Source organism: Streptosporangium sp. NBC_01755 (genome assembly GCF_035917995.1).
Classification (GTDB): Bacteria; Actinomycetota; Actinomycetes; order Streptosporangiales; family Streptosporangiaceae; genus Streptosporangium.
Map to the genome: position 1 here is coordinate 6,081,070 of NZ_CP109131.1, position 17,494 is coordinate 6,098,563.

The window sequence follows — 17,494 nt, forward strand, 5'->3', positions numbered from 1 at the left end:
CGACTCCGGCGGCGGGCAGCGGTTCAGCAGCCGGGGAGGCTCAGCAGGGCAGGAGCAGGAGGCGGCCGGCGACGACGAGGGCGACGTCCTCGGATTCCGCGGCGAGGCGCTGGTTCAGGCGGCCGAGGACGTCACGGAACATCCGGCCGCTGGCGGTGGCGGGCACCACGCCGAGGCCGACCTCGTCGGAGACCGCCACTACCCGGGCCCGGGTCTGCCGCCAGGCCGCCACCAGGTCGTCGCACCGGGCCGTGACCGCGTCCAGGCCGTTCCCGCCCGACCACGCCTCGCACTCGTCGAAGACGGAGGCGACCCAGGTGCCGAGCCCGTCGATCAGCAGCGGGGTCCCGGCGGACCGCAGCAGCCCGGCCAGGTCCGTGGTCTCGGCGGTCTCCCAGTGGGCGGGCCTGCGGTCACGGTGTGCCCGGACCCGGCGCAGCCACTCGGGGTCGCCGTCGCCGGACGGCCCGGTCGCGACATAGAGGACCTCGGGTTCGGACACCAGCCGCAGTTCGGCCTCCGCGGACTTGCCCGACCGGGTCCCGCCGAGCAGCAGGGTCCTTCGGGGTGGGGGAGCCGGAACCGGCGGGGGCTCGCCGATGTCGATGACCGTGCCATCCGGTACGGCGCGCACTCCCCACACAGCCGCCCGCCGGGACAGCTCCGCCTCCGTCGGTACCCGGTGGTCGACGTCGACGGCCACCACATGCGTCCGCTCGCCGACCAGCCCCCGCCGCCGCAGGTCCCCCAGCCGTTCCGGCCGGTCAAGCACATCCAGCAGCACCAGGTCCAGCGCCTCTCCCACGCAGGCGGGGTCTGGCTCCCCATCCGGGAGAGAGACGGGCGGGCAGGCGGCGGCGTAGAGGACGCGCCGGCCGCCGGGGGTGGTGACGGTGAGGCCGTCCGGGCCGGGTGAGGCGCGGTAGCCGGGCGGGAGCGGGCCGGTGGGCGGCAGCCGTACGGAGTCGCCGAGCACCACGGATGTGGGGCGGCGGCCGGAGGGGGCGCGGGAGCAGGAGGCGCACCCGCAGCCCGGGGACGGCCAGCCGGCCGCACCAGCCGTACCGGAGATCAGGACCTTCACGCCCGGTCTCCCATCGGGTTGAGGGGTTGAGAGCCTCCGCCTGCCGGCGGAAGCGGGTGACCTCCGCAGCGTACGGGGTCGGGAACAGCCGGGCGGCGGGGCGCGAGACCATGATCCTGCCTCCACGCTCGGGGGCACCCTGGAGAGGTAGGGTTCGCTGAGCCGCCGAACGGCACTGGCAGGATCCGTGAGAAGGAGCTATGGCATGACGTGGCGCTGGCGTTATGAAAACGCGAATGGCGGCGAGGTAGTCGAGGGGGTCGCGCCGCCGGAAACGTTCCCGAGCCAGGCCGATGCCGAGTCGTGGCTCGGTGAGAACTGGCGTGAGCTGCTGGAGGCAGGGGTTGAGAAGGTCACCCTGTTCGAAGGCGAGAAGATCGAGTACGAGGGAATGTCCCTGCGCCCGGAGTGAGCGCGAAACCCGCCGGAGGCGGCCCCCCGACCGGCCGGGTCACATGGTGAGCCGCACATCCCGCCTGGTGGAAGAGCCGGGCGCGAGCTGACGGTCACTGAGGAACGGCGAGCGGCTCACCGACCCCTCGCCCCCTCGGTGAGAGGGGGCGAGGGGTCTCCCCGTCCCGCGGTGACCGGAGACCTTCGCCGGGCCGGTGGTCACTGACCGTTCAGGTCAGCCGGCGAAGCCCACCGGATGAATCCGGCGAGCCTTTGCGGTCACAGCACTCAGGGACGCTGCCTGGGGCTGACGGTCTTGGCGGGGTCGCGCTCGACGACCGGGCCGAGGACGTCGTCGATCCTCTTGAGCACCTCGGCGTCCAGTTTCACCCCGGAGGCCCTGACGTTGTCGCGGACCTGCTCGGGCCTGCTGGCGCCGACGATGGCCGAGGACACGTTCGGGTTCTGCAGTACCCAGGCCACCGCGAGCTGGGCCATGCTCAGCCCGAGATCGGCGGCGATCGGCTTCAGCTGCTGGACGCGGGTGAGCACGTCGTCGTTGAGCATCCGGGAGATGAAGTCGCCCCCGGTGGGGTCGGTGGCCCGGGAACCGGCGGGGGGCGGCTGCCCCGGCAGGTATTTGCCGGTGAGCACGCCCTGGGCGATGGGAGAGAAGACGATCTGGCCGACGCCCTCCTTCTCGCTCAGCGGCACGACCTCGGCCTCGATGACCCGCCACAGCATGGAGTACTGGGGCTGGTTGGAGACCAGGCGGTCGAAGCCCATCTTGTCAGCGATCTTCAGTGCCCGGCTGATCTGCTCGGCGGTCCACTCGCTGACGCCGACGTAGAGGACCTTGCCCTGGCGTACGAGGTCGTCAAAGGTCTTGAGGGTCTCCTCAAGCGGCGTCTCGTAGTCGAAGCGGTGTGCCTGGTAAAGATCGACGTAGTCGGTCTGCAGACGGCGCAGCGAGCCGTGCAGGGACTCGGTGATGTGCTTGCGCGACAGGCCGCGGTCGTTGGGGCCCTGGCCGGTCGGCCAGTAGACCTTGGTGAAGATCTCCAAAGACCCGCGGCGGACGCCCGCGAGGGCGCGGCCGAGAACCTCCTCCGCTCTGGTGCCCGCGTACACGTCGGCGGTGTCGAAGGTGGTGATCCCCTCATCGAGCGCCGCCCGCACGCACTGATTGGCGGCGTCCTCCTCTACCTGGGAACCGTGGGTGATCCAGTTGCCGTAGCTGATCTCACTGACCATGAGACCGCTCCGGCCAAGGTGGCGGAATTCCATGGTCTGACATTAGTAGGTGCCCGATTCGGGATACTCTGCCGGGCGTGTTGCGGTTGATCACTTCTCGGAGAGTGCGGCTGGCGCTCGCCGCCGGGGTGCTGGCGGCGGTCGTCGTGGTGGTCGTCCGCCTGTGGCGGAGACCGGAGGCCGGCCCCCGGGGCTACTCCCCGATCAAGAAGGCGTCGATCGGCTCACCGGCGGAGAAAACGGCCTCCGGGGCCGGGCGCGTGCCGCGGTGGCCTCCCGCGCCGCTCCTCGGTGTCCCCACGGAGGAGGACCTCAGGCGGTACGCCGTGGGTCCCCCCTCCGCCTTCCGGTCCGCCGTCGAGCGGACGTTCGCGCGCAGGTCGCCGCACGAGCCGCTGGACGGGGCCACCCGGGGCCGCCTGGCCCGCTGGGGTGTCGTCGGGATCGGGCTGTTCCTGCTCGCCTTCGGCACGCAGGTCCTGGAGAACGCGGTCTTCTCGGAGGGGACGCGGGCCGTCGAGGAAATCGCCCTCCGGAGCCCTCCGGATGCGAAGGACGGGTGCGAGCCGGGGCAGGCGCTGGAACCGGGGATCCGCTACCCGGCGGAAGAGGGGCCGGTGAGCCGGTACACCGGCTCGTGCCGGGTTGTCGTGGTCGTTCCGGACGGTTCCGCCGCGGCCGCCCCCGCCCCGCCGGACGAGTCCGTCGTGGCCGACCTCGCCCCGCCGCCGGACGGTTCCGCCGCGGCGGTTCCCGACGCGGCCTGCCGGCCGCAGGTGGGGGTCCCGAGGGTGCGGGCGATCGACCCCAGGGTGACCGGGGCGGTGAACCGCCAGTGGCGCCGCATCGAGAGGTGGCTCGCGGCCAACGCCCCAGAGAGCCTTCGCACGCTGGGCAGGCCCGCCAGGGCCCGCACGATCGCCGTCGCCGAGGCGCAGATGGGCCTGCGCTTCCCCGACGACCTGCGTGCCTCCCTGCTACGGCACGACGGGGCCCGCCTCGTGGACGACACCTGGCCGTTCGGCTTCATCGGTAACCGGAACCAGGGGGTTCGCGGGATCCGTGACACCTGGCGGCGGCTCTGCGGGACGGACGGGGAGGACATCGGCGTCGAGGTCGGCATCGACTCGCGGGCGGAATGGTGGGACGGGCGGATGATCCCGTTCGGCGCCAACGGAAGCGGTGACCACCTGGTGATCGACTCCGTGGCGCGCGACGTCGGGCGGACCGATCACGAGGGTCGGATGAGCTTCACGCCCGGCGGCATCCGGATCCGCTCGTACTACGGCCTGCTGAAGGCGACGGCGAACGCCCTGGAGACCGGCGGGTCCGTGGGCCACTGGAAACCCAAGGTGACCGGTGGCGAGCTGGACTGGGACGTCGTGCAGTCGTGATCGCCGCCGGACGGGCCGTCGCGGACCCCGGCTTCCGGGGAAGCCTCCAGAAAGGCCCCGGAGGCGGATCGATGTCCCTCCCGCCCGCGAGAGCAACACGCGGGGACTCCCAGGAAAGCCCCACGGACCCGCTTCGCGGCCATTGCGAAGAACATGAAGAACGAAGGACATGAAGAACGAAGGACATGAAAAACCCCGCCCCTTCGAGAAAGGGGCGGGGTTCGAAAGCCGATGGGCCGTGCTGCTCCCGGGTGCCGCGAACTACTTCTTCGGCGGGACCGGCTTGCCGCCTGGCAGGACGGTGGGCGGGGGGAAGCGCAGCTTGCGGATCTGCAGCGCGCGCATGGCGGCGTAGAAGCCGACACCCTTGAGGCTCTCGCCGGGGAACTTCTCGGCGGCGAGCTTCTTCACCTTCCAGGACACCCAGATCGAGGTGAGCAGCACGCCGACCATCATGATCGGCCAGCCGATCGTGATCACGGCGACGTAGACGTAGCCGCGGACCTCAGTCGGGAAGGGGATCCAGGTGAGCAGCAGGATCAGCAGGGAGAACGGCAGGAAGTACTGGCTGACGACGCGGCGGGAGTCGACCCAGTCGCGCGCGAACTTCCTGACGGGCCCCTTGTCGCGGACGGGAAGGTAACGCTCGTCGCCGCGGAGCATCCCCTCGCGCGCCTTGACGCGGTCGTTCGCCTGGCGCTCGCGGAGTTGCCGGTAGGCCTCTTTGCGGTTGCTGGGGGCGTTCACCGGCTGCCGGCGACGGCCTTCGGCGTCCCGTCGCTTGGGTGTGGGACGCCCCTTGCCCGCAGGCTTAGGATCGTTAGCGGAGGCGGGGGAGTCGTCCGCGGTGGTCTGGGTACGTCGGAACACAACGTCAGCCTACCGGGACTGCAACTTAGTGACGCCCCCGCGCGTTATGCGTAGGGTGAACCCTATGGTGGCTCCGGTGCTTTTCGGGGGGCTGGAATCACTTGGGGTGACCCGAAGCGCACTTGAAGAAGGGGACGGCCGACGCGCATGAGCGTGATGAAGAGACTTTCGCTGATCTTCAGGTCCAAGGCGAACAACGCGTTGGACAAGATGGAGGATCCTCGCGAGACCCTGGACTACTCATATCAGCGCCAGCTGGAGTTGTTGCAGAAGGTGCGCCGGGGTGTGGCGGACGTCGCCACCTCGCGTAAACGCGTGGAGCTTCAGATCAACCAGATCGAGGCGCAGTCGCGCAAGCTTGAGGAGCAGGGCCGTAAGGCGCTCGGGGTCGGTCGCGAGGACCTGGCCCGCGAGGCGCTGACCCGCCGCGGCAGCCTGCAGACCCAGATCGCCGACCTCCGCGTGCAGCACGACAACCTTCAGGCCGAGGAGGAGAAGCTCACCACGGCCTCCCACCGGCTGCAGGCCAAGGTCGACTCCTTCCGTACCAGGAAGGAGACGATCAAGGCGACCTACACCGCGGCCGAGGCGCAGACGCGGATCAACGAGGCCTTCTCCGGCATCTCCGAGGAGATGGGCGACGTCGGTCTGGCGATCCAGCGCGCCGAGGACAAGACGGCCTCCATGCAGGCCCGCGCGGGTGCCATCGACGAACTGCTGGCCAGCGGCGCACTCGACGACTTCAGCGGGCAGCGTGGCGACGACATCCAGGCCGAGCTCGACCGTATGGGCGGCGGCCACGATGTGGAGCTGGAGATCGCCCGGATGAAGGCCGAACTCGGCCAGGGCGCCGGGCCCCAGGGGGCGATCACGCCCGGTCCGGCCCAGCAGCAGCCCGAGCCTCAGCAGCAACCACAGTCCAACCAGACGCAGCAGCTGCGCCAGCCAGGGGAGGGCCTGTGATCGTCCGCATCATGGGGGAGGGGCAGATCGACATCGCCCCCGCCGACCTTGACGTGCTCAACGCCCTGGACGCCGAACTGGAGGCCGCCATCGAGGCGGGCGAGGAGGAGGCATTCCGTACGCGGTTGCACGCCCTGCTCGACAAGGTCCGCCATGTCGGCAAGGCGCTGCCCGACGACAGCCTGGAGTCCTCGGAGCTGATTTTGCCTCCGGCCGACGCTTCCATGGAAGAAGTTCGGGAGATGCTCGGCAATGAGGGGCTGATTCCCGGATAGCCTGGTCATATGGTACAAACCCGGTTCGCCCCGGACCGGGGCCTGACCAGGCGCATGGTGATCACCATGTTCCTGCTGGGATTGCTCTACGTCGTCTTCGTGGCCGTGCTGATCGCGTTGGGCGTCCGTGCGGTCGCGGTGTTGCTGATCGCCGGCGTCATGCTCCTCGTGCAGTACTTCATGTCCGACCGCATCGCGCTGTTCGCGATGCACGGACGTGTCGTCTCCCCGCAGGAGGCGCCGGAGTTGCACGGCATGATCGACCGGTTGTGCGCTCTGGCCGACATGCCCAAGCCGCGGGTGGCGATCGCCGATTCGGACGTCCCGAATGCGTTCGCCACCGGCCGTAACCAGAAGAACTCCGTGGTCTGCGTGACCACGGGGTTGCTGCGCAGGCTCGACACCGGTGAGCTGGAGGGCGTGCTGGCCCACGAGATGTCCCACGTGGCCCACCGCGATGTCGCGGTCATGACGATCGCGTCCTTCCTCGGCATAGTCGCCGGGCTCATGACCAGGGTCGCGCTCTACAGCGGCCTGGGCGGGCGCGGGCGCGACGACAGGGGCGGACTGCCGATCGGCCTGATCATCATGCTCGTCTCGGTCCTGGTGTACGCGGTCAGTTTCCTGCTCACCCGGGCTCTGTCGCGCTATCGGGAGCTGGCCGCCGACCGCGCGGGAGCGCTGCTCACCCAGCGCCCGTCGGCTCTGGCCAGCGCCCTTGTCAAGATCAGCGGTGAGATGGCCCGCATCCCGACGAGGGACCTGCGTGAGGCCGAGCCGTTCAACGCCTTCTTCTTCGTACCGGCACTGTCCGGCAAGGCGAGCCTGAGCGCGCTGCTGGCGACCCACCCGCCGCTGGAGCGGCGCCTTGACCAGCTCGGCAGGATCTCCGCCCAGCTCGGGCAGGGGGGCTGACAGCAAGGCTCCGCGACGGGTGGCTCGTATCCGAGCGGAAGCAGGATCTCCGCCCAGCTCGGGCAGGGGGGCTGACAGCAAGGCTCCGCGACGGGTGGCTCGTATCCGAGCGGAAGCAGGATCTCCGCCCAGCTCGGGCAGGGGGGCTGACAGGGCGTATCGGTGGGAGGCGCCGCCTGCGGTGGACTACGGCGAGCGGACTACGGTGAGCGGTGAAGTGCCGTTCCGTGGAAGCCGTGAAGCCGTGAAGGGGAAGTGACCGGATGCGCTGGTGGGATGCTCTGCTGGGCCGCGGCAAACCGGCCAAGGCCGACCTGGACGCGCTGTTCGCGCTGCCCTCGGCCGCGGTGACCCTGCAGGCGGCCACCGATCTGGTGCCGACCGGGCTGGGAGCGGTCTGCTTCCGCTCGGCCGAGGGCGGGGCGTTCGCCGCGCTTGAGCGCGACGTCACCCAGCTGCTGGACGCCGGAGGCGGCCCCCCGGTGAAGGTCTCGAAGGACTCCTACGGCTACACGTGGCTGCTGGTGCGCCGCGCGCCTGACCTGCTCGGTGATCTGGTCACCGACCTGCACGCGGTCAACTCCTCCCTTGAGGCGGCGGGTTTCGGCCCCTCGCTGCTCTGCTCGCTGGTCTCCTTCGCGGCCCCCGACGGCCGCGGGCTCGCCATGGTCTACCTCTACAAGCAGGGCACCTTCTACCCGTTCGCCCCGCTGCCCGGGCAGGAGGGGCGCAGGGACAACGCGCTGGAGCTGCAGGTGCGCGGTGCGATCGGCGGTGAGCTGGAGATCGAGCCGGATCTCGGCCGCTGGTTCCCCCTCTGGGGCGCGCCCGGCCTCTGAGCGGTCCCGCCGCCGGGCGGCCTGGCCCGGTCCTTCTCACCCGAGATCGTCCGGCCTGCGAGCCGGCTCTCGCGCACGCTCTTCCGACCCTTCCGCGGATCCCGCAAGGTCGTCTGGACCGCGCTTTGGAGGTCCGCCCGGCTTGCGGTTTGATGTACGTCCTGTGACCCTTTGCCCCCACAATGGGACCGGAAGTTCATCACGGAAGAAGGGTGTGACCATGGCGGACCTCGCGTCCTTGCGGCCCGGGGATCCCGAGCATGTGCGGGAGTACCGGCTCACCGCCCGGCTCGGCGAGGGAGGCCAGGGAACGGTCTACCTGGGGGTCTCCCCGACGGGAGTCCGTGTCGCGGTCAAGTTGCTCCGCGCCGACCTCACGCAGGACGAGGAGGCGATGGAACGTTTCGTCCGTGAGGTCAGCACGACCCAGCGGGTCGCGCCCTTCTGCACCGCCGCGGTGATCGACACCGGGGTCGACCAGCATCGCCCGTACATCGTCAGCGAGTACATCGACGGCCCGACGCTCGACGCGGTCGTGGCCACCGAGGGCCCCCGAGAGGGTGCGGCCCTGCACCGCCTGGCGATCGGCACGGTCACCGCGCTCGTCGCGATCCACCAGGCGGGAATCGTCCACCGTGATTTCAAGCCCTCCAACGTGCTGCTGGCCCCCGACGGCCCCCGAGTGATCGACTTCGGTATCGCCAAGGCGCTCGACCGCACCTCCACGCTGACCGCGATGGCGATCGGCACCCCCTCCTACATGACCCCCGAGCAACTGGCGGGGGAGAACGCGGGCTCGCCCGCCGACATGTTCGCCTGGGGTTGCACGATGGTCTTCGCGGCCACCGGGCAGCCGCCGTTCGGTACGGACAGCCTGCCGGCGATCTTCAACCGGATCATGAACCTGGAACCCGACCTGGGGGCGATCGCCGATCCGGCGCTGCGCGACCTGGTCGGGCAGTGTCTGTCCAAGGACGCCGGACAGCGGCCCGCGGCGGGCGAGGCGCTGCTGCGGCTGCTCGGCCATGCGGGCGGGCCGACCGGCGCCGCGCTGCCCACCGCGCCCCGCGGCATCCTCGCCGAGGGCTCGGCCGCTGCGGCGCAGCGGACCGGCCCCGGCCCCGGCGGCTACCCGGCCGGGAGCGAACCCGGCCCCACCGCCTACGTGCAGCGGCATCCGGGAGGCGACGACCGCGTCCAGCAGGGCTACCCCCGCCACCCCGAGCCGCAGCCGTATCCCCAGCACGGAGGTCCCGGCGGGGGCTACCCGGCGCAGGGCCCGCAGGGAGGCCCGGTGGGCTACCCCCAGCACTCCGAACCACGTGGCCACACGCAGCCGTCCGCGTCTCACGGCTACACGCAGCCGTCCGAGCCCCACGGTTACGCCCAGCCGTCCGCGTCTCACGGCTACGCTCAGGCCGGTCCCCATTCCCAACAAGGACAGGGATACCCGCAGCAGGGATTTCAGGGGCCCCCGGGGCCCCCGTCCTACGGCGGTCCCGCGACCTATCCCTCCCATGACGGCGCCCCGTACCGGAACCCCGGATCACCGGCGTATCCGGGACAGCAGCCTGTCTCCGCCCGGAGCGGGCGCGGGGTGTGGTTCGCGGTCGTCGGCGGCCTGCTGGCCACCGCCCTCGTGGCCGGGGGCGTCGTGCTGGCGGTGCGCAGCGGCACCACCGAGACGCCGGGCGACCCTCAGCCGGGTATCACCCAGGCCGGCGGCACAAAAAGTTCTCCCACTCCCGCCGTGACCCCGTCCCCCAACGCTCCCACGGTGCCGCAGGCGACCAGCAGGATCAAGCTGCCCGGCAGTTCGATCACGCTCCACGAGAGTCCCCAGGACCCGATCAAGCTGAGTTCCTACAGCCTCGACTGGGAGAAGACCCTCTACGTCAGGAAGTCCGGCACCGATCGGTTCGCCAAGAACGGCAAGTACTTCCATTACACGCTCAACGCCGCGGGTACCCAGGCGCTGGGCACCGACCGGATATACGACGCGCAGAGCTACTCGATCGTGTCGGTCATCGACCAGCGTTCCGGCGCGGCGACCAGGATCAGGATCACCAAGGCGCCGGTCTACCCGACGCTGCCGCAGTGGTCGCCGGACGGCAGACGCGGCCTGGTGACGCTTTACGAGGCCGTGGACGACACCAGCAAGGAGTACGGCTTCGCGATCATCGACGTCGCCACGAAGAAGGCCAGGATCGTCCGTGTGAAGGAGAAGGACGCGGGCAAGTGGAGCTACTTCTGGCGGGGCGACGGCCGCGCCGTCGGCACCTGGGCGCTCACCGGCAAGACCCAGCGCATCCGCTTCTACGACCTGCAGGGCACCGTGCTGCAGACCCTGCTGGACGTGGGAACCCCGATCACCGTCGAGGGTGACGACATCTCCCCGTCGGGATCGTCGCTGCTCACGTACTGTAAGGGGACCGAGAAGGAGATCTGCGTCTGGTCCACCGGCTCCGACGCCCCGGCGAAGGTCCGGATCCCATTCGAGACCGAGCGGCTCATCGGCTGGTACGACGACGAGCACATCGCGGGCTGGCGGCGCAAGGGGTCGGGCTACGAGGCCGTGGTGTTCGACTTCGCGGGGCGGCCGCAGCGGGTGCTGGCCACCACCACCGATGCCAAGGAGTACGAGAAGCAGTTCATGCGCTTCACGCGAGAGGGCTGACATGAGGGAATGGACCCACGCCGAGCACGCCTCGGCGGTCGCCGCGGAGGCTGCCCGGATGGTCGACGTCCTGGGGGAGCGGGACATGTCCGCTCCCGTGCCGACCTGTCCTGGCTGGGATCTGGCCGGGCTTGTCACCCACATCGGTGGCGTGCACCGGTGGGTGGCCGCCATGGTCCGCGACCTGGCCGAGCGGCGCTACAGTCGCCGCGAGACGGACACGGGCCTGCCGGCTGACGCGAGCGGCTCCCCCGCCTGGCTCGCCGAGGGGGCCACCCTGCTGTCCGAGGCGCTGCTGTCGCGCGACCCGCGGGCGCCGATGTGGTCCTGGGGCGCCGAGCAGCGGGTGGGGTTCTGGTCGAGGCGCATGCTCCACGAGACCCTGGTGCACCGGATGGACGCCGAGCTCGCACTGGGCGTCCCGGTCACGGTCGACGAGGAGACGGCGGCCGACGGGGTCGAGGAGTTCCTCGACGTCCTGCCGTACGCGCGGTGGAACCCGGGCGTGGCCGAGTTGAGGGGCGGAGGCGAGACGATCTCCCTGCAGGCCGACACCGGGGCCGGATGGGTGATCACTCTTGACCCCGACCGCTTCCATCACCGGCGGTCTCTGCGGCCGGGGAGCGTGACCGTACGTACCGCCACGTCGGCCGACCTGCTCCAGGTCGTGTGGGGGCGGCGCAGTGCCGACGACTACGCCGTCGAGGGCGACGAGGGGCTGTTGGGCTGGTGGCGGGAGCTCGCCAGGGTCTGACCGGCGGAAAGGGCGACGAGGGGCTGTTGGGCTGGTGGCGGGAGCTCGCCAGGGTCTGACCGGCGGAAGTTGAATACCCGCCCCGGGATTCGGCCAAGAAACAGCAGATCCCCGGGAGGGCTCGCCGCCGGGGCCGCCGCCCCGTGGTGCCATGCCCCTATGATCAAGATGTCTCAGGTGGTGGCCTCGACCGCGCTCGTCTCCATGAGCCTGTTCGGCGGTGCCGCGCTCGCGGACTCCGCGTCCTCCACGGTGGCGGTGGAGGGAGACCGGCCGCAGATCACGATCGTGGGTGAGGGACGCCTGTCCGTCACTCCCGACGTCATGAAGCTGGACGCCGGTGTCGAGGTGATTCGCCCCACCGCGGGAGAGGCGTTCACCGCCGCCCGCGCCGCCGCCGCCGCGCTGACGAAGGCGCTGCTCGCGGCCGGGATCGCGGCCAAGGACCTGCGGACCAACGAGCTGTCCCTGGGCCCCCAGTACAAGGACTACCCCACGATCTCCGGTTACCGGGCCGCGCAGGGCGTCGAGGCGGTGGTGCGTGACATCGACGCCGCGGACGACGTGGTCGACGCGGCGGTCGCGGCCGGCGAGGCGGTCCGGCTGGACAGCATCTCCTTCGAGGTCTCCGACAACCGCGCGCCGCTCAGGCTGGCGCGCGAGGCCGCCTTCAGGGACGCCAGGACCCGCGCCGCGCAGTACGCCAGGCTCGCGGGGCGCAGGCTCGGCCGCGCGCTGGAGATCAGCGAGGAGAACGTCACTCCGCCGCGGCCGTTCTTCGCCGCCGGTGCGATGGCGGACAAGGCGTCGATCAGCCCCGGACGCCAGGACATGTCGGTCAGTGTCAGGGTGGTCTACGAGCTGGATTAGGCCCCGCTCAGGCGGTGCTCCCCCGATCCCGGGTACGCGACAGGTTCCCGGCACGCGACGGGCCCCGGCGGGTCACCACCCACCGGGGCCCGTCCACCCCGCGGTCAGGGCAGCGCCAGCATCCGGTCCAGAGCGACCCCGGCCCAGTGGGCGGTGTCGTCGTCCACGGTGATCTGGTTGACGACCTGGCCGGCGGCGAGCGACTCCAGCGCCCACACCAGGTGCGGCAGGTCGATCCGGTTCATCGTCGAGCAGTAGCAGACGGTCCGGTCCAGGAACGTCACGTCCTTGTCGGGGAACATGGCGCCGAGCCGCTTGACCAGGTTCAGCTCGGTGCCCACCGCCCAGGAGGACCCGGCGGGAGCCTCCTCGATCTTCTTGATGATGTACTCGGTCGAACCGACATGATCGGCCTTGGTGACGACCTCGTGCCTGCACTCGGGGTGGACCAGCACGTTGACGCCGGGGATGCGCGCGCGGACGTCGTCCACGCACTCGGCGCTGAAGCGGCCGTGCACCGAGCAGTGCCCCTTCCACAGGATCATCTTGGCGCCCGCGAGCTGCTCCGCGGTCAGGCCTCCGTTCGGCCGGTGCGGGTTGTAGACGACGCACTCGCCTGGCGACAGGCCCATTTCCAGCACCGCGGTGTTGCGGCCCAGATGCTGGTCGGGAAGGAAGAGCACCTTCTCCCCGCGTGAGAAGGCCCACTCCAGGGCGCGCCTGGCGTTGGAGGAGGTGCAGACGGCGCCGCCGTTGCGCCCGCAGAAGGCCTTGATATCGGCGCTGGAGTTCATGTAGGTGACGGGGACGGTGATGTCGGCGATCCCGGCGTCCTCCAGCGCCTCCCAGCACTCCTCGACCTGGTCGAAGGTGGCCATGTCGGCCATCGAGCATCCGGCGGCGAGGTCTGGCAGCACCACCTTCTGGGAGTCGGAGGTGAGGATGTCGGCGGACTCGGCCATGAAGTGCACGCCGCAGAAGACGATGTACTCGGCGTCAGGCCGGGCCGCGGCCTCCTTGGCGAGCTTGAACGAGTCGCCGGTCACGTCGGCGAACTGGATGACCTCGTCGCGCTGGTAGTGGTGGCCCAGTACGAAGACCCTGTCACCGAGCGCCGCCTTCGCCTTCCTGGCGCGTTCCACCAGCGCCGGGTCGGACGCGGACGGCAGTTCGCCCGGGCAGTCGACACCGCGCTCGCTGTGCGGGTCGACGCCCCTGCCCAGGACGAAGAGCGGAAGCCCGGTCTCGGTGGTCGTCATGGCCACACCCCCTTATCGTCGAAGTGACGACTAATGATGACACACGTCATTGGGGCTTTATTCCAGGGGAGGGAGTTTTGTCCAAAGGAGGAGGCGTGTGTTGTCTCAGGAATGTGTACCGGGGGACGGGTGTTGGTAGCGTCTGAGAAGGACGTCAGAAACAGACAGCCGTTCCCGGGGAGCGGCTGACGCAGACGCGGGAGTCACCACATGTCGGTTGAGAGCAGCGAGACCACGGCGCAGGGCCTGATCCTCAGTTCCGCGGCCGCCGCGAAGGTCAAGAGCCTGCTGGAGCAGCAGGGCGAGGAAGGCCTCCAGCTGCGCGTGGCCGTGCAGCCCGGCGGCTGTTCCGGCCTGCGTTACCAGCTCTTCTTCGACGACCGTTCGATGGACGGTGACGTCGTCTCCGACTTCGACGGCGTGAGCGTGGTCACCGACCGGATGAGCGCGCCCTACCTCGTGGGTGCCACAGTCGACTTCGTCGACACGATCGAGAAGCAGGGCTTCACGATCGACAACCCGAACGCCACGGGTTCGTGCGCCTGCGGAGACTCGTTCAACTAGGGACTCGCTCGACCGGGCAAGACCGGGAAGGCCCCGCGTGGTGACATCCGTCACCGCGCGGGGCCTTCGCGCGCCCGCAAGGTCGCGTATTCTTGCGTGGCTCAATCGCCCACGTTCCCAGAGATGCTGACAACGAGGAGAAGAACCCCGTGCGCATCGCCGTCACCGGCTCAATCGCGACAGATCACCTGATGACCTTCCCGGGCCGCTTCGGCGACCAGCTCATCGCCGATCAGCTCCATCGGATTTCCCTGTCGTTTCTCGTGGACGACCTGCAGATCCGCCGTGGCGGCTGCGCGGCCAACATCGCCTTCGGCATGGGCTGTCTGGGTCTTCGCCCCGTCCTGGTCGGCGCGGTCGGTGCGGACTTCGCCGACTACCGCTCCTGGCTGGAGCGCCACGGAGTCGACTGCGACTCCGTCCACATCTCCGAGATGCACCACACCGCCCGTTTCCTGTGCACGACCGACGACGACCACAACCAGATCGCGTCGTTCTACACCGGCGCGATGGCCGAGGCCCGTCTCATCGAGCTCGGCCCGATCAGCCAGCGGCTCGGTGGCCTGGACCTGGTGCTGATCAGCCCCAACGACCCCGAGGCGATGCTCAGGCACACCACCGAGGCGCGTCAGCGCGCGATCCCGTTCGCCGCCGACCCCTCCCAGCAACTCGCGCGCATGCCCGGCGAGGAGATCCGCGAGCTGGTCGACGGTGCCGCCTACCTGTTCGGCAACGACTACGAGAAGGGCATGATCGAGCAGAAGACCGGCTGGACCGACGAGGAGATCCTCGACCGGGTCGGCGTCCGCGTCACCACGCTCGGCCCCAAGGGCGTCGTCATCGACCGCAAGGGCGAGCCGCCGCTGCACATCCCCCCGGCGCCCGAGCTCGGCAAGGCGGACCCCACAGGCGTGGGGGACGCCTTCAGGGCCGGTTTCCTGGCGGCCCTGGCCTGGGGCATGTCCCTGGAGCGCTGCGGCCAGGTCGGCAACCTCACCGCCACCCACGTGCTGGAGCGCGTCGGCGGTCAGGAGTACGAACTCGGCCAGAAGGTCTTCCTGGAGCGCTTCGCCGACGCCTACGGCGCCGACGCGGCGGCCGAGGTGGTCGGCTTCGTGAAGTGCCACCACGCCTGAATCACCGCGTCTGATATCACCACGCCTGAATCACCGCGTCTGAATCACCGCGTCTGATATCACCGCGTCTGAATCACCGCGTCTGATCCGGCACGCCTGATCCGGCGCCTGGACACCGGCCGGACGGCACCGGGCCCCGCTGGGCTCCGCCGGGATCACCGGTGGCCTGAACCACCGCTGGGCCGGCGGGTGAGCCACGCCCGGCTGAGGCCGCCCGACATCGGGAGACCTCAGCCGGGCGGGATTGCCGGTATGGCAGGTGTCAGACGCCCGCGTAGACGCGGTGCACGAACTCGGCGAGCTTGTCGTCGGGCAGATGCCTGGCCAGGTCGGCCTCGCTGATCATGCCGACGATGCGGCCGTCCTCGATCACCGGCAGCCGCCGTATCTGGTTCTGCTCCATCTTGGCCAGCGTCTCGTCGACGCTGGCGTCCGACGACACCCAGACCAGGCCGGTCGCCAGCTCACCGGCGGTGACCTTGGACGGGTCCATGCCGTGGGCCACGCACTTGACCACGATGTCGCGGTCGGTGATGATCCCCTTCAGCCGGTCGTCGCTGCCGCAGATGGGCAGTGCGCCCACATTCATGTCGCGCATCATCTGTGCGGCCCGGTCGAGCGTCTCGTGCGCCTCCACGCACCGGACTCCGGTATTCATCAGACTCCTGGCGGTCTCACCGCTCATGCTGTCCCCCCGAACCGTTTGGTGGATTTTCGGGGAGGGTCATACCCAGTTTCAGGACAAGTCAGTAGTTGCGGCGCACGTGGATGGACCAGCCGCGCTCGGGGAGCTCGTAGCTGGCCACGTGGCGGTGCGACTTCAGCCGGCACCAGGCCGGGATGTCGGTGAAGGCGGCGGGGTCGTCGGCGAGGACCGCGACGATCGCGTTGAGCGGCACGTGGTTGATCTGCTCGGCCAGCATGATGATGGGAATCGGGCACTTCTTGCCCAGCGCGTCGATGGTCAGTGCCGGGCTCTGGGCCGATCCCGCCGGGGTGGCCTGACTGGACGTCATGGAGTCTTCACTTCCCAAATATTGATCACAGTTTAACTCCCGCCTCCTCGCGGATCCTGCGCACCGTGCCGGGCAGGACGGCGAGGAAGCGGTCGACATCCGCCGCCGAGGTGCCTCGGGGCAGTGACACCCGTACGTTCCCGTGCGTGAGCACGCCCATGGCCTCCAGAACATGCGATGGACGAAGCGTACTCGCCGTGCAGGAACTGCCGGACGATACCGAGAATCCGGCCTTGTCGAGTTCGGTGAGCAGCGCCTCACCCTCCACGTAAAGACACGAAAAGGTGACGATGTGCGGCGCTCGCACGACCGGATCGCCGATGACCTCGACGTCGGAGACCAGCCGGGGCACCTCGCTCCTGACGCGGTCCACCAGCGCGGAGAGCCTGGCCGACTCCACGGCCGACTCGGCCACCGTGGCACGCAGCGCGGCGGCCGCCGCGACGATCGCCGGCACGTTCTCGAAACCGGGGACCCGGCGGCGCTCGCGGTCGTCCTCGGGCAGAGGGCTGCGCCACCGGGTGCCCTTGCGGACCACCAGCACGCCGACCCCCGCGGGGCCGCCCCACTTGTGCGCGCTCGCGGCCAGCACCGACCAGCCGCCGGGCAACGGCATCCGGCCCGCGGTCTGGGCGGCGTCCACCAGCAGCGGAACCCCCGCCTCGGCGCAGGCCGCCGCCACCTCGGCGACCGGCTGGACGGTCCCGACCTCGTGGTTGGCGCTCTGCAGGCAGGCCAGGGCGGTGCCCTCGGCGAGAACCGCCTCGCGGAAGGCGCCGGCCTCGACGGCGCCGGTGATGCCGACGCCGACCGTCTCGACCGAGCCGCCGTCGCGCTCGTGGATGCCGGCGGCGTGCAGCACGCTGGAGTGCTCCACGGCCGAGGTGACCAGGCGGCGGCCGCTCCTGCGGCGCCCGTGCAGGGTGCCGAGCACGCCCAGGTGCACCGCCTGGGTGCCCGAGGAGGTGAACGAGACCTCGTCGGGCCTGGCGCCCAGCGCCTCGGCGACCTCGGTCCTCGCCTGTTCCAGTAACATCCTTGCCCGGCGAGCGGAACCGTACAGCCTCGCGGGGTCGGCCCAGCCGACGTCGAGGGCCGCGATGAGAGCCTCCCGAGCCTGGGGGTGCAGCGGCTCAGTGGAGGCCGCGTCGAAGTACGCCACGCTCCAATCGTCGCACCACGCACGGTGCGGGCGGGGGCTGCGCGGGGGGGCGACGGTTGTCCGCGCTAA

The 17,494-nt window shown here is 70.2% G+C and carries 18 protein-coding genes; 11 read left to right on the forward strand and 7 right to left on the reverse strand.

Annotated features, from left to right (window positions below; genetic code table 11):
* Positions 1–40: 40 nt before the first annotated feature.
* Positions 41–1,084, reverse strand: a complete 1,044-nt coding sequence (locus OG884_RS28945; RefSeq protein ID WP_326638066.1) for a bifunctional adenosylcobinamide kinase/adenosylcobinamide-phosphate guanylyltransferase — start codon at positions 1,082–1,084, stop codon at positions 41–43.
* 205 nt (positions 1,085–1,289) lie between these two features.
* Between OG884_RS28945 and OG884_RS28950 the strand changes: the two genes are divergently transcribed.
* Positions 1,290–1,496, forward strand: a complete 207-nt coding sequence (locus OG884_RS28950) for a hypothetical protein (RefSeq protein ID WP_326638068.1) — start codon at positions 1,290–1,292, stop codon at positions 1,494–1,496.
* Positions 1,497–1,765: 269 nt separating this feature from the next.
* Here the strand turns inward: OG884_RS28950 and OG884_RS28955 are convergent, their stop codons facing one another.
* Entirely contained in the window at positions 1,766–2,764 is a 999-nt protein-coding gene (locus OG884_RS28955) for an aldo/keto reductase family protein (protein WP_326638070.1), read from the reverse strand.
* A gap of 44 nt (positions 2,765–2,808) precedes the next feature.
* On the opposite strand from OG884_RS28955, the gene OG884_RS28960 reads away from it, so the two are divergent.
* Positions 2,809–4,125, forward strand: coding sequence for an SMI1/KNR4 family protein (locus OG884_RS28960; protein ID WP_326638072.1), 1,317 nt, complete (start codon positions 2,809–2,811; stop codon positions 4,123–4,125).
* Positions 4,126–4,386: 261 nt separating this feature from the next.
* Here OG884_RS28960 and OG884_RS28965 read toward each other — a convergent pair whose 3' ends face one another.
* Positions 4,387–4,995 (reverse strand): DUF3043 domain-containing protein, encoded by a 609-nt coding sequence (locus tag OG884_RS28965; RefSeq protein ID WP_326638074.1) that lies wholly within the window; start codon positions 4,993–4,995, stop codon positions 4,387–4,389.
* Positions 4,996–5,142: 147 nt separating this feature from the next.
* Here OG884_RS28965 and OG884_RS28970 point away from each other — a divergent pair, with 147 nt between their 5' ends.
* From OG884_RS28970 to OG884_RS29000, 7 genes are all read left to right on the forward strand, one after another.
* A complete protein-coding gene (locus tag OG884_RS28970) occupies positions 5,143–5,958 on the forward strand; it encodes a PspA/IM30 family protein (RefSeq protein ID WP_326638077.1) in 816 nt (271 codons plus the stop codon).
* Positions 5,955–6,233 carry a PspA-associated protein PspAA gene (gene pspAA / locus OG884_RS28975; RefSeq protein ID WP_326638079.1) on the forward strand — a complete coding sequence of 93 codons (279 nt, stop codon included), beginning with the start codon at positions 5,955–5,957 and terminating at the stop codon, positions 6,231–6,233. The genes OG884_RS28970 and pspAA overlap by 4 nt, the downstream gene beginning before the upstream one ends.
* 9 nt (positions 6,234–6,242) lie before the next feature.
* Entirely contained in the window at positions 6,243–7,148 is a 906-nt protein-coding gene (gene htpX, locus OG884_RS28980; RefSeq protein WP_326638081.1) for a zinc metalloprotease HtpX, read from the forward strand.
* Positions 7,149–7,411: 263 nt separating this feature from the next.
* A complete protein-coding gene (pspAB, locus tag OG884_RS28985) occupies positions 7,412–7,987 on the forward strand; it encodes a PspA-associated protein PspAB (RefSeq protein WP_326638083.1) in 576 nt (191 codons plus the stop codon).
* Between the two features lie 220 nt (positions 7,988–8,207).
* Positions 8,208–10,664, forward strand: a complete 2,457-nt coding sequence (locus OG884_RS28990) for a protein kinase domain-containing protein (RefSeq protein WP_326638084.1) — start codon at positions 8,208–8,210, stop codon at positions 10,662–10,664.
* A gap of 1 nt (position 10,665) precedes the next feature.
* Positions 10,666–11,418 carry a maleylpyruvate isomerase family mycothiol-dependent enzyme gene (locus OG884_RS28995; protein ID WP_326638086.1) on the forward strand — a complete coding sequence of 251 codons (753 nt, stop codon included), beginning with the start codon at positions 10,666–10,668 and terminating at the stop codon, positions 11,416–11,418.
* Positions 11,419–11,577: 159 nt separating this feature from the next.
* Positions 11,578–12,288, forward strand: coding sequence for an SIMPL domain-containing protein (locus OG884_RS29000; RefSeq protein WP_326638087.1), 711 nt, complete (start codon positions 11,578–11,580; stop codon positions 12,286–12,288).
* A gap of 104 nt (positions 12,289–12,392) precedes the next feature.
* On the opposite strand, the gene nadA is transcribed toward OG884_RS29000, so the two are convergent.
* Positions 12,393–13,547 (reverse strand): quinolinate synthase NadA, encoded by a 1,155-nt coding sequence (nadA, locus tag OG884_RS29005; protein ID WP_326638089.1) that lies wholly within the window; start codon positions 13,545–13,547, stop codon positions 12,393–12,395.
* A 210-nt stretch (positions 13,548–13,757) separates the two neighbouring features.
* On the opposite strand from nadA, the gene OG884_RS29010 reads away from it, so the two are divergent.
* Positions 13,758–14,111 (forward strand): HesB/IscA family protein, encoded by a 354-nt coding sequence (locus OG884_RS29010; RefSeq protein ID WP_030910261.1) that lies wholly within the window; start codon positions 13,758–13,760, stop codon positions 14,109–14,111.
* A 149-nt stretch (positions 14,112–14,260) separates the two neighbouring features.
* A complete protein-coding gene (locus OG884_RS29015; RefSeq protein WP_326638094.1) occupies positions 14,261–15,247 on the forward strand; it encodes a carbohydrate kinase family protein in 987 nt (328 codons plus the stop codon).
* A gap of 262 nt (positions 15,248–15,509) precedes the next feature.
* On the opposite strand, the gene OG884_RS29020 is transcribed toward OG884_RS29015, so the two are convergent.
* From OG884_RS29020 to OG884_RS29030, 3 genes are all read right to left on the reverse strand, one after another.
* Positions 15,510–15,905 (reverse strand): CBS domain-containing protein, encoded by a 396-nt coding sequence (locus tag OG884_RS29020; protein ID WP_442811546.1) that lies wholly within the window; start codon positions 15,903–15,905, stop codon positions 15,510–15,512.
* 88 nt (positions 15,906–15,993) lie between these two features.
* A complete protein-coding gene (locus OG884_RS29025; RefSeq protein ID WP_326638099.1) occupies positions 15,994–16,263 on the reverse strand; it encodes a sulfurtransferase TusA family protein in 270 nt (89 codons plus the stop codon).
* A gap of 25 nt (positions 16,264–16,288) precedes the next feature.
* Positions 16,289–17,425 (reverse strand): cysteine desulfurase family protein, encoded by a 1,137-nt coding sequence (locus OG884_RS29030; protein ID WP_326638100.1) that lies wholly within the window; start codon positions 17,423–17,425, stop codon positions 16,289–16,291.
* Positions 17,426–17,494: the final 69 nt, after the last annotated feature.